This window comes from Reyranella sp. (assembly GCF_004296935.1).
In the GTDB taxonomy this organism is placed as follows: Bacteria; Pseudomonadota; Alphaproteobacteria; order Reyranellales; family Reyranellaceae; genus Reyranella.
Genome location: NZ_SCVH01000145.1, coordinates 107,698 through 121,529, shown reverse-complemented (window position 1 = coordinate 121,529; position 13,832 = coordinate 107,698). Strand labels below are relative to the sequence as shown.

The 13,832-nt window shown below is 66.6% G+C and carries 15 protein-coding genes; 10 read left to right on the top strand and 5 right to left on the bottom strand.

What is annotated here, in order from left to right; genetic code table 11:
- Nucleotides 1-107 precede the first annotated feature (107 nt).
- From EPO55_RS20760 to EPO55_RS20750, 3 genes are read left to right on the top strand one after another with little or no spacing between them, the layout of a single operon-like run.
- The gene (locus EPO55_RS20760; protein WP_296339142.1) at nt 108-494 is read left to right on the top strand and encodes an MAPEG family protein; all 387 of its coding nucleotides are present in this window, start codon (nt 108-110) and stop codon (nt 492-494) included.
- A gap of 17 nt (nt 495-511) precedes the next feature.
- Entirely contained in the window at nt 512-1,930 is a 1,419-nt protein-coding gene (locus EPO55_RS20755) for a 1-acyl-sn-glycerol-3-phosphate acyltransferase (protein ID WP_296339141.1), read from the top strand.
- An 18-nt stretch (nt 1,931-1,948) separates the two neighbouring features.
- A complete protein-coding gene (locus EPO55_RS20750) occupies nt 1,949-2,818 on the top strand; it encodes a YihY/virulence factor BrkB family protein (protein ID WP_296339139.1) in 870 nt (289 codons plus the stop codon).
- A 77-nt stretch (nt 2,819-2,895) separates the two neighbouring features.
- On the opposite strand, the gene EPO55_RS20745 is transcribed toward EPO55_RS20750, so the two are convergent.
- Nucleotides 2,896-3,891: a D-glycerate dehydrogenase gene (locus tag EPO55_RS20745; RefSeq protein ID WP_296339138.1), complete on the bottom strand. Its 996-nt coding sequence runs from the start codon at nt 3,889-3,891 to the stop codon at nt 2,896-2,898.
- A 149-nt stretch (nt 3,892-4,040) separates the two neighbouring features.
- Here EPO55_RS20745 and EPO55_RS20740 point away from each other — a divergent pair, with 149 nt between their 5' ends.
- From EPO55_RS20740 to EPO55_RS20730, 3 genes are all read left to right on the top strand, one after another.
- The gene (locus EPO55_RS20740) at nt 4,041-4,595 is read left to right on the top strand and encodes an SH3 domain-containing protein (protein ID WP_296339137.1); all 555 of its coding nucleotides are present in this window, start codon (nt 4,041-4,043) and stop codon (nt 4,593-4,595) included.
- A gap of 35 nt (nt 4,596-4,630) precedes the next feature.
- The gene (locus EPO55_RS20735; protein ID WP_296339136.1) at nt 4,631-5,644 is read left to right on the top strand and encodes an energy transducer TonB; all 1,014 of its coding nucleotides are present in this window, start codon (nt 4,631-4,633) and stop codon (nt 5,642-5,644) included.
- A 100-nt stretch (nt 5,645-5,744) separates the two neighbouring features.
- Entirely contained in the window at nt 5,745-6,587 is an 843-nt protein-coding gene (locus EPO55_RS20730; protein WP_296339135.1) for an energy transducer TonB, read from the top strand.
- A gap of 2 nt (nt 6,588-6,589) precedes the next feature.
- On the opposite strand, the gene EPO55_RS20725 is transcribed toward EPO55_RS20730, so the two are convergent.
- From EPO55_RS20725 to irrA, 4 genes are all read right to left on the bottom strand, one after another.
- A complete protein-coding gene (locus EPO55_RS20725) occupies nt 6,590-7,180 on the bottom strand; it encodes a DUF3501 family protein (RefSeq protein ID WP_296339133.1) in 591 nt (196 codons plus the stop codon).
- The gene (locus tag EPO55_RS20720) at nt 7,177-8,535 is read right to left on the bottom strand and encodes a heterodisulfide reductase-related iron-sulfur binding cluster (protein WP_296339132.1); all 1,359 of its coding nucleotides are present in this window, start codon (nt 8,533-8,535) and stop codon (nt 7,177-7,179) included. Before EPO55_RS20720 ends, EPO55_RS20725 begins: the two co-directional genes overlap by 4 nt.
- Before the next feature lie 83 nt (nt 8,536-8,618).
- Complete coding sequence (locus EPO55_RS20715) at nt 8,619-9,038, bottom strand: rubrerythrin family protein (protein ID WP_296339131.1); 420 nt, start codon at nt 9,036-9,038, stop codon at nt 8,619-8,621.
- 124 nt (nt 9,039-9,162) lie between these two features.
- On the bottom strand, nt 9,163-9,570 hold the full coding sequence (gene irrA / locus EPO55_RS20710; RefSeq protein WP_296339129.1) for an iron response transcriptional regulator IrrA: 408 nt from the start codon (nt 9,568-9,570) through the stop codon (nt 9,163-9,165).
- A 135-nt stretch (nt 9,571-9,705) separates the two neighbouring features.
- Between irrA and fabA the strand changes: the two genes are divergently transcribed.
- From fabA to EPO55_RS20690, 4 genes are all read left to right on the top strand, one after another.
- Nucleotides 9,706-10,236, top strand: a complete 531-nt coding sequence (gene fabA, locus EPO55_RS20705) for a 3-hydroxyacyl-[acyl-carrier-protein] dehydratase FabA (protein ID WP_296339195.1) — start codon at nt 9,706-9,708, stop codon at nt 10,234-10,236.
- 1 nt (nt 10,237) lies between these two features.
- Nucleotides 10,238-11,476, top strand: a complete 1,239-nt coding sequence (gene fabB / locus EPO55_RS20700) for a beta-ketoacyl-ACP synthase I (protein ID WP_296339128.1) — start codon at nt 10,238-10,240, stop codon at nt 11,474-11,476.
- A 93-nt stretch (nt 11,477-11,569) separates the two neighbouring features.
- On the top strand, nt 11,570-12,361 hold the full coding sequence (locus tag EPO55_RS20695) for an SDR family oxidoreductase (protein WP_296339193.1): 792 nt from the start codon (nt 11,570-11,572) through the stop codon (nt 12,359-12,361).
- A gap of 570 nt (nt 12,362-12,931) precedes the next feature.
- Nucleotides 12,932-13,825, top strand: coding sequence for an alpha/beta hydrolase (locus EPO55_RS20690; protein ID WP_296339126.1), 894 nt, complete (start codon nt 12,932-12,934; stop codon nt 13,823-13,825).
- Nucleotides 13,826-13,832: the final 7 nt, after the last annotated feature.

Genomic DNA, 13,832 nt, shown 5'->3' with positions numbered 1-13,832 from the left:
GAGGGGGCGCGGTAATCCGCGACGGAGGGGGTCAGCGTTCCCGCCAAATTTCGTCTCTGGGCCATATGGCCATACAATGCCGCCAAATCGAGGGGGAGCTTCGTCCAATGCCTGTGTTTTTCGTGTGTGCCGGCCTGATCGGCCTGCTGGCCGTGATCCTGACGGCAAATATCTCGCGCCTCCGGGGAAAGAAGAAGATCAACCTGGGCGACGGCGGCGATCGCGAGATGCAAGCTGCCGTCCGCGCGCACGCGAATTTGATCGAGTTCGCCCCGCTCTGCCTGCTGCTGATCTATTTCGTCAGCGACTTCTACGGCTTTGGCGTCGTGGCCGGGCTCTCGATCGTTCTGCTGGTCTCCCGCGCGCTGCATGCCGGCGGCATGCTCGGCGTCATCCCGCAGGGCCGGTTCCTCGGCGCCATCGGCACGACGCTGGTGCTGGCGGCAAGCTCGGTGCTGGCCGTCCTGGCGGGCCTCAGTCTCAAGCAGTTCTAGGGCGCGCGGGCGGAACGATGGACGAGCCCGTCACCGTTCCGCTCTGGCTGTTCCTGCCGATCGCGGCGTTCGCGCTGTGGTCATTGCTCGACCGGCTGCTGATCCCGAGCGGCCGCTGGTTCCTGCGGCGGCGACTCAACCGGCTGATCGACCGGGTCAACCGGCGGCTCGACGTCGAGATCAAGCCGTTCCAGCTCACCAAGCGGCAGGTGCTGATCGACCGGCTGGTCTACGACCCGCAGGTGGTGGCCGCCGCCAACGACTATGCCCGCGCCAACAACATGCCGCGCGAAGCGGCAATGACCGAAGTCCATCGCTACGCGCGCGAGATCGTGCCGACCTTCAACGCCTACGTCTATTTCCGGGTCGGCTATTCGATTGCCCGCGGCGTCGCGCGTTTTCTCTACCGCGTCCGCCTGGGCTTCGCCGACGAGCGCACGCTGGCGGGCGTGCCGCCCAATACCGCCGTGGTGTTCGTCATGAACCACCGCAGCAACATGGACTACGTGCTGGTGGCCTTTCTCGCCGCCGAACGCACGGCGCTCTCCTACGCGGTCGGCGAGTGGGCGCGGATCTGGCCATTGCAGCAGCTCATCCGCTCGATGGGCGCCTATTTCGTGCGCCGCAATTCCAACAACCCGATCTACCGCCGCGTGCTCGAGCGCTATGTCCACATGGCGACCGAGGCCGGCGTCGCCCAGGCGATGTACCCCGAGGGCGGACTGTCGCGCGACGGGCGGCTGCGCGAACCCAAGCTCGGGTTGTTCGACTACATGCTGAAGTCGTTCGATCCGAAGGGAACGAACGACATCGTCTTCGTGCCGGTGGCGCTGAACTACGACCGCGTGCTGGAGGACCGCACCCTGCTGCGTTCGCTCGAAGGCGACGCGCCCCGGCGCAGCGCCTGGTTCGCGGCCCGCACCGCGCTCGGCTTCTGGTTCAGCCAGATCGGCCTGATGCTGCGCGGGCGCTGGTTCCGCTTCGGCTACGCCTGCGTCAATTTCGGCGGCCTGATCTCGGCGCGCGACTGGCTGGCCGCGAATGCCGCCGCAACGGGAGGAGACCTGCGCGGCCTCGACAAGGACCAGCGGTTCGAGATCGTCGGCCGCCTGGCGCACGACGTGATGGGCGAGATCGCCCGCCTGGTGCCGGTGCTGCCGGTGTCGCTGATCGCCACAGCCCTGCTGGAGGCAGATGGGCCGCTCGACGAGCTCGAACTCAAGCGGCGCGTGTCCGACCTGATGGCACATCTCGAAACCAGGGGCGCCAAGCTCTATGTGCCGCGCGGCGACCGCGACTATGCCTTCCACGTCGGCCTGCGCATGCTGGTGCTGCGCCGCCTAGTCGACGAAAGTGGTGAGGGATTGTTCGCGGCAGTGCCCGCCGAGCGGCCGCTGTTGGCGTACTATGCCAACGCCGTCGCCCATCTGCGCTGACCCCACCCACGCTTGACCATGATCACCACGCTCTGGCGCATCGCCTACTCCGCCGGCACCGGCTACTTCACCAACCGGCTGTCTACATCGGCCGCGGCGATGGCGTTCTATACGATGTTCGCGATCGGCCCGATCATGATCTTCAGCATCGCCATCGCCGAGCCGTTCGTCGGCAAGCTGATGGCCCAGGAGGCGATCTTCGACGCCCTCGGGACCGTTGTCGCTCAGGACCAGCTCAAGAGCATCCGCCGCTTCGCCTCGCAGGATCTCTTCCGAGGCGGTGGGATCGCGGCGATCATCGGCGCCGCCGTCCTGCTCTATACCGGCACGCGTGTCTTCGTCGAGCTGGACGACGGCATCGATGCGATCTGGCGCAGCGGCAAGGCGCTCTACGTGCACCCGGTGCTGGCGAGCATAAAATCGCGACTGCTCGCGGTCGCCCTCATGGTGGTGCTGGGCGTCCTGCTCATCGTCGTCATCCTGGCGAGCGTGCTGATCTCGGCCTACGCGGGCGCCCTGGAAGCCTTTCCCATCCTCGGCGAATGGATCGGCCCGGCGATGTCGGCGTTCGTGCACTACGGCATTCTCTCGGCCTTCTTCACCCTGATCTACAAGTGGCTGCCGACCGGCGGCGTTCCGTGGAGATATGCCTTGATCGGCGGCGCCGTGAACGCGCTCCTGTTCGCCGCCGGCAACCGCGCGCTGGTCTACTACTTCGAAGTGACGCAGCTCACGTCCGCCTTCGGCGCCACGGCGGGCTTTGCCGCCATCATGGTCTGGATGTACTGGACGTCACTCACCATCCTGATCGGCGCCCAGGTCGGCCGCTCGGCACGCGACGTCCTGGTCGACGATCGCAGCCGCGAGATGGTTGAAAACGACCTCTAGAAAGTCGTGCGCAATGGGAACCGCGCGGGCTCCCGGGCCTGTGAAGGCCCTGCCGCCCACCAGCGCATGTGAATGCGCTAGAACATCGTCGCCAGCACGCGGTCCGGCGGCTTGTGGCCGTCGGCGAAGGTTTTTATGTTGATCAGGACCTTCTCGCCCATTTCGATGCGGCCCTCGAGCGTGGCCGATCCCATGTGCGGCAGGAGCACGACACGGTCGAGCTCGAGCAGCTTCGGGTTCACCTGCGGCTCGTGCTCGTAGACGTCGAGGCCGGCGCCCGCCAGTTCTCCCGCCTTCAGCATGCGCACCAGCGCGTTCTCGTCGATCACCTCGCCGCGCGCAGTGTTCACGATGATGGCCGTAGGCTTCATCAACTTCAGGCGCCGCGCCGACAGGAGATGAAAGGTCGCGGGCGTATGCGGGCAGTTCACCGACACGATATCCATGCGCGCCAGCATCTGGTCGGGGCTCTCCCAATAGGTCGCCTCGAGTTCGCGCTCGATCTCGGCGTGGGCGCGCTTGCGGTTGTGATAGTGGATGGCGAGCCCGAAGCCGCGGGCACGCCGCGCCAGCGCCTGGCCGATGCGCCCCATGCCGACGATGCCCATGCGCTTGCCCTGCAGGCGGGCGCCCAGCATCGAGGTCGGGCTCCAGCCGGTCCACTTGCCCGAGCGGACCATGCGTTCGCCCTCGCCCATGCGCCGTGCCGTGGCCAGCACCAGCGCCATGGCCATGTCGGCGGTGTCCTCGGTAAGGACGCCCGGCGTATTGGTGACCGTGATGCCGCGCTGGCGGGCCGCATCGAGATCGATGTGATCGACACCGGTGCCGAACGAGGCGATGAGCTTCAGCCGCGGACCGCTTTGCGACAGCAGGCGGCTGTCGATGCGGTCGGTGACGGTGGGCACCAGCACATCGGCCGTCTTGACGGCCTCGACAAGCTGGGCGGCGTCGAGCGGCCGGTCGTCGGCGTTCAGCCGGGTGTCGAACAGCTCCATGAGCCGCGTTTCGATCGCCTCGGGCAGCTTCCGGGTGACGATCACCAGCGGCTTTTTCTTTGAACTGGACGGCATGTGGGATCGGTACCGGGCTGGCGCGACAGATGACGACTGCCCGATTACCAATTCCGCGCGCGCCTTGTCCAGCAAGCGGGCCGGATATCTGGCGCGGCTAAAAATCGCGCCTTTTCAAGTACTTGTCGCCGAATGTGAAGATTTGAGGTATGCTGACCCCAATGGGAATTCGACCGTCCGTCTCGCTTTGCGTCGCCTTTGTCGCGTTTACAGTCCTTCTGCCAGTCGGGCCGTGGTCGAAAGGCGGCGCCTACGCTGTCGACAAATCGGCCATGGTGCAGCGCAAGGGGTCGGGCCTGCCGATTCCGCGCTTCGCCTCCTTGCGCTCGGACGAGGTCAATGTCCGCACGGGGCCGGGCACCCGATACCCGGTGGATTGGGTTTTCAAGCGCAAGGCCATGCCCGTCGAAATCGTCGCCGAATACGAAAACTGGCGCAAAATCCGCGATTGGCAGGGTGCCAGCGGCTGGGTTCACCAGAGCCTGCTGACCGGCAAGCGCAGCTTCATCATCGCCTCGAAGGCGGCCAGCCTCCACAAGACGCCTGCCTCCTCGGCCGAAGTCGTGGCCAAGCTGGAGCCCGAGGTGATGGGCGAAATTCGCTCCTGCGCCGGCGACTGGTGCCGGGTCAAAGTGTCCGGCGTCAGCGGCTGGATTGAACGGACCGGCATGTGGGGCGTCTATAAGTCCGAACCGATTAACTAGCGGCCGCCACAATCGGCACGTAGAAATGGGTCGCCGTGGCCCACGCAGTTAGCGCCCTCTACTCCAAGTTCAACCACATGTCGCCGGTGGCGGCGGCGATGGCGGCACTTCTGCATGCCCTGGTGGCGCTGGCCTTCCTGTGGGAGCTGCCCCGGCACGAGGCCGAAGCCGCCGAACGGGCCATCGAGTTCACGGTCGAGGATCCAACCCCGCCTCCAGCGACACCGGAGGCCGCGCAGCCGGCGCCGGCCCCCCAAGCGGCTGCCCCCCAGGCGGCTGCCCAAGTGCCGAGCCCGCCGCCCGCCAGCCCGCCGCCCAACCCAGCCCCGCGGCTGGGTCTCGCGCCGCCGCGTTCCCTGACGCCCGATCCACGCGCCCAACCCGCCCCACCGCAACCCGGCCCAACGCCGGCGGAGAAGCCGGTGCAGGCCACGGAACCCGCAAAGCCGGCGCCGGAACAACAACAAGCAGCCGCGGCGCCACCGCCGCCGCCGCCGGAGCCAAAGCTGGAGCAGGCCCTGCCGCCGGTGGAGGCGCCACCGCCGCCGCTTACCGCACAAGATTTCCCCAAGGCCGCGCCGCCACCACCACCGAAGACGCCCCCGCCACCGCCGCAACGCGCCCAGGCGCCGCCGCCGCAACGCCAGCAGCTTCAGCCCTCGCCTCTTTCGACGGCGCCGCAGCAGCGCGCACCGGCCGATTCGCAGGCTGCCGCGCGGCCGTCACCACTGACAAATCCGGCAAGCCAGTATGGTCAACGTAAAGTCGAAGATGACTATTTGTGGCAGGTCTCCCGAATTCTCTCGCAACATCAGCAGTTCGTTCGCAACGTAACGACCGAGCAGGGCTCGGTCGTCCTGCGAATGACGGTGGCGCGCGATGGTCGTTTGGTCGATGTCGGGCTGTTCCAGTCGAGCGGCATTGCAGCGCTCGACGCCACCGCCGTGAACTTGATCCGCCAGGCCGGGCCCTATCCTCGGCTTCCGCCCGAAATCGCGGGCGCTCAACATAGTTTCATTCTGCCGCTCCATTTCAGGCGCTCCAATTGAGAGCAGCAGTGCCCGCCAGCTAGCCGCCACCCACGCCGGGACGTAGTAACGTAACGTCGTGGCCCAAACCGTCAGCGCCCTCTATTCGAAATCCAGCCGAATGTCGCCGGCAGCGGTCGTTCTGGCGCTGTCGCTGCACGGCGCGGCGGCTGCGGTGCTGTGGTGGGCCTCACCGTTCCGGCCGACCGAGCCGCCGCAAGATGCCATCATGATCACGGTCGACGCCGGCGCTCCACCGACGAGCATGGATTCACAATCGGACGACAAGCCCGTCCAGGCTGTCGCGGCCGGCACGCCGGAGCCGGCACCCCCGGAACCGCCCCGCGAAGAGCCGCAGCAGGCACTCGCCGAGCCACCTCCGCCCGAGCAGCCACCGCCGCCCCAGCCAACCCCGCCGCCAAGTCTGGAGCAGGCCCTGGCGCTGCCGGAGGAACTGCCGCCTCCGACGGCGCGCGACTTCCCCAAGCCCGTTCCACCGCCGCCGCCGCGCCCAGCCGCGCGACCGCCGCAGGGCGCGCTATCGCAGGCGCCATTGCCGAGGCCGCCCCAGCCTGCGCCGGCGCAGCCGTCGATGAATTCGCCGGCCAGCGTGCCAGCCCCTCCGTCGAACTCTTCGGACTGGCTGATCGGCAAGGGCCGGGCGCGCAATGCCTATCTGGATCTCGTCGCCCGGCATACCGCGCGGCACCGCTTCTATCCGCGCATCTCCGCCGACAACAAGCAGGAGGGCCGCGTGGTCACGCGCGTCACGATCGCGCGCGACGGCCGGCTGATCGATGTCAGGATCGACAAGTCGAGCGGCTGGCCCGCCATCGATGCCGCCGAGCTCGAGACAATCCGCAAGTCAGCGCCGTTCCCGCCGGTGCCGGGCGACATGCCCGGCGATCCCTTGATCCTGATACTGCCCATTCACTACGATCTGACGTTTTCGCGGAAGCGCTAGGGTCAGGCGAAGTCGCCCGCCAGGGTTTCGCGCACGGCGCGCGGCATCACCGCCATGTGACCGTAGTTGGGGTGATCGAAACCGACCACGACGTCGCCGTCACTACCGCGAAAGGCGGCGATCTGGGCAGGCGTGAAGGCAAAGCGCACGAACTGCACGGCCGAGGCCTTGCCATCCTCGCGCGAGCGCTCCTGGTCTCCCTCCTCCACACCCCGGATCGTCTCGGCGCCGACCCGGATGAAGGCATGCCGTTCGACGCCACCCAACGATCCCAGCACGCGGGCGCGCCGCAGTGGATCGTCGATCTCGAACATGATGGTGGCGACCAGCTCGCGGCCCTGGGGAATCAGCGGATTGTAGGCCGCCAGCTCGTCGGGAATCTGGGCCGGGCCGCCCTTCTCGATGAACAGCATCTCGTGCACCTGGTGCAGCATCGTGTCGTACGACTCGAAGTAGCACGTCGCGAACGGGCCGACCTCGAGCCGCCGGTTCTTCTTGAGTTCCGCCATCTGGCGGCGGCGCTCGGCGCGCACCTTGAGGTAATCAGCCGGCGGCAGAATGGCCCCGGTTTCGATCTTGCGCGGCGCTGTCATTGGTCCTGTCCGATCAGGCCGTAGGCGCGCGCGAAAAGCTCGATCGGATGGTCGGCGCGCGAGGGCCTGGGCTTCTCGTCGCCCGCGGTCATCTCCATCACCTGCATCAGGTGATCGGCGGCGAGCGGGCATTCGGAGGCGACGAAACTGGTGTCGTTCTTCAGCGCCGCCTGCGCCGCGGGCCTGCCGACCTTCACCGCCGTCTCGAAATTCTCCGTGCGCGCGCCCCAGATGCCGCCGTGGCCGCTGCAGCGCTCGATGACCGCGACCCGCGTCTTCGGCACCAGCCGCAGCATCTCGGCAGCCTTGGCACCCATGTTCTGGGCTCGCGCGTGGCAGGCGAGATGGATGCTGACGCCGCCTTCGAGCGGCTCCAAGCCGGGGGCGAGCCCATGCTTCTTGGCGATGTCGACCACATACTCGGAGAGGTCGAAGGTCGCCTGTGACAGCCGTTCCACGTCAGGTTCCTTGGGCAGCAGCAGCGGCCATTCGAACTTCAGCATCAGGGCGCAGGAGGGCGTGAGCGCGATCACGTCGTAGCCCTTGTCGACCCAGGGCAGCAGCGCCGCCGACACCGTCTTCGCCGCCGTCGCCGTGCCTTCGAGATCGCCCAGTTCGAACTTGGGCATGCCGCAGCAGGCGGGATGGACGACTTCGGTCTCGACGCCGTTCCTGGCCAGCACCGCGCGCGCCGCGGCACCGATGGCGGTGTTGTTGAAATTCACGAAGCAGGTGGCGTAGAGCACGGCCTTGCGCTTGCCGAAGGCCGGCGCCGCCTCGTTCAGCACCACGCCCTCGCGCGCCGCCCTGATCTCGAAAGTCTCGCCGGCATAGCGCGGCAGGCGGGCGCCGTGATGGATGCCGGCGATCCGCTCCATCGCCGGGCGCGTGAGCGTGTTGTGCTCATCGGTGGTCCAGTTGGCGAGGCCGGAAACGAAGGTGCCGAGCCGGCCGGTCCTGTCCGTGGCGGCAAGCTGGCGATCGATGAAATCGACGCCCTTCTTGCGCGCCTGCACCGCGCGATGGCGCAGCATGAGATGGGGGAAGTCGAGCGCCCACTCGTGCGGCGGCACATAGGGGCACTTGGTCATGAAGCACATGTCGCAGAGCGTGCAGGCTTCCTCGACCTGGGCGTAGTCTTCCTTCTTCACGCCGTCGAGTTCACCGGTCGGACCGTTGTCGATCAGGTCGAACAGCCGCGGAAAGGAGTCGCAGAGATTGAAGCAGCGACGGCAGCCGTGGCAGATGTCGAAGGTACGCTCCATCTCCTTCTCGAGCGCAGCCTCATCCCAGAACCAGGGGTTCTGCCAATCGAGGGCGTGACGGACCGGGGCTTCGAGGCTGCCTTCGCGCATATCGGATTCGCTTGGTTGCGAGCAAAAGAAGGTGGGAAGCAAAAGGGGACCCTCGCGGGTCCCCTTCCTTGAGCCCGAAGGGCTCAGGCCATCGTGTCGAGCGCTTTCTGGAAGCGGCCGGCGTGGCTCTTCTCTGCCTTCGCCAGCGTCTCGAACCAGTCGGCGATTTCCGCCATGCCCTCTTCGCGCGCGGTGCGGGCCATGCCCGGGTACATGTCGGTGTACTCGTGCGTCTCGCCGGCGATCGCCGCCTTCAGGTTCGACGTGGTGGCGCCGATCGGCAGCCCGGTGGCCGGATCGCCCACTGCCTCGAGGAACTCGAGGTGGCCGTGGGCATGGCCGGTTTCGCCTTCGGCCGTCGAACGGAAGACGGCGGCGACATCGTTGTAGCCTTCGACGTCGGCCTTCTGGGCGAAGTAGAGATACCGGCGGTTGGCCTGGCTCTCACCGGCGAAGGCGGCCTTCAGATTGTCTTCGGTCTTGGATCCCTTGAGATTTGCCATGGTGCTTCTCCCGCTTTGACCGGCCCATCCGCCGATCCACATTCAGGATTTAGGACGCGTCCGCGAGACCGTCAAGAAGTTTAGAACAATTCTAAATACTGCAAGTGATTCGCAGCGAAACGGGTTAGCGGCGCACCCGCACGATGACATCGACCCGCGACAGGCGGGTTCCCTTGGGGGGCGTCGGCAGACCCGCGATCGTCACCTTGTCGGAAGGAAAATCGTGCAGCTCGCCGTCCGGCTCGATGAAGAAATGATGGTGATGGCCGATGTTGGTATCGAAATATGACCGGCCGGGCGCCACCACGACCTCGCGCAGCAGGCCGGCGTCGCGGAACTGGTTGAGCGCGTTGTAGACCGTGGCCAGGGAGACCGGCATCCGGGTCGCCTTGACCTCGACATGCAGACCTTCCGCCGTGACATGGCGATGGCCGCTCTCGAACAACAGGCGCGCCAACGCCACCCGCTGCCGGGTCGGGCGCAGGCCGGCCGCGCGCAGGCGGGCAGGAAAGTCGGGGCTGTTGCCGTTCATGGTCGGACCCATATGTAAGCAGTGAATAGAGACAAGAAAAGGGCCAGATCGCCCAATTCGCCGGGTTTGCACCCGGCGTCGGGCATCCCTATTCTGCGGCTCATTCCTGAATTGGACGGTCGTGGGCGGTGAATGGTGAGCGAGAAGAAGCACAGCTATACGTTTGAGGACCTGATCGAGTGCGCCAAGGGGCACCTGTTCGGGCCCGGAAACGCGCAGCTCCCGCTGCCGCCGATGTTGATGTTGGATCGTATCGTGAGGATCGCCGATACCGGCGGCAATTTCGGCAAGGGCGAGATCGTGGCCGAGTTCGACATCAAGCCCGACCTCTGGTTCTTCGACTGCCATTTCAAGGGCGATCCGGTGATGCCGGGCTGCCTGCCGCTCGATGCCCTATGGCAGATGCTGGGCTTTTTCCTCGGCTGGATGAAGGCGCCGGGCCGCGGCCGGGCCCTGGGTGTCGGCGAGGTCAAGTTCACCGGCATGATCGTGCCGACCGTGAAAAAGCTCACCTACCATGTGCATCTCCGGCGCGTGATCCTGCGCAAGCTCGTGCTGGGTATTGCCGATGGTTTCGTCCAGGCCGACGGCAAGCAGATCTACGAGGTCACCGGCCTGAAGGTCGGCCTCTTCCAGGACGCAGCGCCCGCCGCGGCCGCAGGCTGACATGAAACGTGTCGTCGTCACCGGCCTCGGCATCGTCTCTCCGATCGGCAACAATGCCGCCGAAGTGACGCAATCCCTGAAGGACGGCAAGTCGGGCATCGAATTCGTCCCGCAGTACAAGGAACTCGGCTTCCGCAGCCAGGTCGCCGGCACGCTGAAGCTCAAGGTCGAGGATCTGGTCGATCGCCGCCTCATGCGCTTCATGGGCGACGGCGCGGCCTATGCCTGGCTCGCCATGAAGGAAGCGATCGCCGACGCCGGCCTCTCGGTGAGCGAAATCTCCAATGAACGCACCGGCGTCATTGCCGGCTCGGGCGGTCCGACGACCGGCGCCATCGTGCAGGCCGCCATCACGGCCCGGGAGAAGGGGCCCAAGCGCGTCGGCCCGTTCCAGGTGCCGCGCGCCATGTGCAGCACCGTCTCGGCCAACCTGGCGACCGCCTACAAGATCAAGGGCCTGAGCTACTCCATCAGTTCGGCCTGCTCGACCTCGGCGCACTGCATCGGCAACGCCGTCGAATCCATCCAGCTCGGCAAGGCCGACCGCATGTTCGCCGGCGGCGGTGAGGAACTCGACTGGACCTTGTCCGTTCTGTTCGACGCCATGGGCGCCATGTCGTCCAAGTACAACGACACGCCCACACGGGCGAGCCGGGCCTACGACAAGGACCGCGACGGATTCGTCATCGCCGGCGGCGGCGGCATCGTCGTCCTCGAGGAACTGGAAGTCGCCAGGGCGCGCGGCGCCAAGATCTATGCCGAGGTGATCGGCTATGGCGCCACTTCCGACGGCGCCGACATGGTGGCGCCGTCCGGTGAGGGCGCGATCCGCTGCATGAAGCTCGCCCTGGACGGTTTTCCGGGTGGCGCGCGCGGCAACCGGCCGGTCGACTACATCAACACCCACGGCACCTCGACGCCCGTGGGCGATCTCACCGAACTGGATGCCATCCGCGCCGCCTTCGACGGCAGGAAGCTGCCCACCGTCAGCTCGACCAAGTCGCTGACCGGCCACAGCCAGGGCGCCACGGGGGCGCATGAGGCGATCTATTCGCTGCTGATGTTGAAGAACGACTTCATCTGCGCCTCGGCCAATATCGAGAACGCCGATCCCGGCGTCGGCGACTATCCGATCGCGCGCCAGCGGATCGACAAGGCGGGGCTCGAAATCGTCCTGTCGAACAGTTTCGGCTTCGGCGGCACCAACGCCTGCCTGATGTTCGCGCGCTACGAAAACTGAGGGGGACAGATGCCCGACGACCGTCGTCCCCTCTCCGCGGCGTCCGACCATGCCGTCTCCAAGGCGGTCGCCCTGCCATCCGTGCCCAAGCTGATGGCCGGTAAGCGCGGCCTGGTCATGGGCGTGGCCAACGAACGCTCGATCGCCTGGGGCATCGCCCAGGCGCTGCACCACGCCGGCGCGGAACTGGCCTTCACCTACCAGGGTGGCGCCTTCGGCAAGCGCGTCCTGCCGATGGTCGAGAAGATCGGGGCGAAAATCGTCGAGGAAGCCGATGTCGAAAACGAGGAGAGCCTCGACCGGCTGTTCGCCCGCCTGAAGAAGGACTGGGGCCGGCTCGACTTCGTGGTCCACGCCATTGCCTTCTCCGACAAGGAAGAGCTGAAGGGCCGCTACGTCGACACGAGCAAGGCCAACTTCCAGCGCAGCCTCACCATCTCCTGTTTCTCGTTCACCGACATCGCGCGGCGCGCCCTGCCGCTGATGACCGAAGGCGGCAGCCTGATCACCCTCACCTACGAAGGCGCGGTCCGGGTCATGCCGTCCTACAACGTCATGGGCATCGCCAAGGCCGCCCTCGAGGCCAGTGTCCGCTATCTCGCGGCCGACCTCGGCCCGCAGGGCGTGCGCGTGAACGCCCTCTCGGCCGGGCCGATGCGGACCCTCGCCGGCGCCGTGATCGGCAGCGCCCGCTATGTCTATCGCGTGTCGCGCGAAGCCTCGCCGCTTCGCCGCAACATCGAGCTCACCGACGTGGGCGGCGCCGCGCTCTACTTGCTGTCGGACCTGAGCGCCGGCGTGACCGGCACCGTCCACTACGTCGATGCCGGCTACCACGCCGTCGGCATGCCGCCGCAGGGCTCGGGCGAGCCGAACGGCGAGTAAATTCGCCTCAAGTCGGGCCCAAGTTCCACGACAGAATTTCAGCTCTCCGCGCGCCGGAAAGCCAATAACGGCGGGCTTTCAGCCCGCTTACCGGGCCCACCTGAATTGAGGGAGTGTTGGGCCCGAAGTTGGGCCCGACTCCGGGATAAGCCTTATTCCACGGGCTTTTCTCGCGTTTCGCGAAGTCTTTGGTCGCACTGCCCCGGCGCACCCTGTGCCCAGGATGTCGTTAAGTGTCTGTTCCCACGGCGTTATCTGGCGTGGCGTTGAGACGGGGTCGTTGTTGGGACTGTCCACGGGTCAGGACCCGCGGCGGCTGCACCAGGCCATGAGGCGAACCCGCGGCCCCTCTTGCGGACTCCAGGGGGCGCGGGCAGGTCGTGCCGGAAAGGAAAAAGGCCGGCGCAGTCCAAGCGCCAGCCTATCGAATTTGTTAGCATAAACTTGTTGAACCTGCAATTCACATCGGCGTGATCCAATGCATGCAGTGCATGCATCCGGCGTCGACTCTGGCGCGGCCCCGTGACAGCGTAATCGCCTGCAGGCGTCGAACAGCCAGGGGAGATCAAGATGGATGGAGCGACTTCGGCTCGGCGTGAGGCGTCCGCCGACAATCCCCCCACCTACAATCCCGACGCCCGGTACGATCTCATCGTCAGCGACGTGGAGCTCCGGCGCAATGCCGCCGGCCGCATGCTGATGGCGCGCATCTACCAGCCGCAGGGAACAGGCCCCTTCCCGACCGTTCTCGACCTGCACGGCGGGGCGTGGACCCGGAAGGACCGCCTGGCCGAAGAGCCGATGGATCGCGCGCTGGCATCGAGCGGGCTGCTGGTCGTCGCCGTCGACCTCACGCTTGCCTCCGAAGCGCCCTATCCGGCCTGCGTGCAGGACGCCAACCATGCCGTGCGGTGGCTGAAAGCGAACGCCGCGCGCTGGAACGGCGACGTCTCAAAGCTCGGCGTCTACGGCTCCTCGAGCGGCGGCCATGTCGCCGAGCTCTTGGCCATGCGCCCGCACGATCCGCGCTACAGCGCCCTCCCCGTCGCGGGCGCACCGGACATCGATGCGACTGTTTCGTGGGTCGCGATGCGCTCGCCGCCCAGCAACACCATCGCGCGCTTCGAGAACGCGGAGCGCCGCAAGAACGAGACCATGATCCAGAGCAACAGGACCTTCTTCTCGCCGTGGGAAAGCATCCACGAAGGCAACCCCCAGGAGATCCTCGACCGCGGCGAAAAGGTCGCGCTGGTGCCGTTCCTCATCATGCAGGGCGCCCTCGACGACAACGTCCTGCCGGCGATGCAGGAAAAATTCGCCGAAACTTATAGGGCGGCGGGCGGTGCGTGCGACTATCGCCTGTTCGCCGACTCGACCCACGAATGGGTGGCCGTCCCCGGCCCGCAGACCGACAAGGCGCAGGCAACGGTCAGGGAATTCATCGCGCGGCAGTTGAAGGGCTGATCGGAAC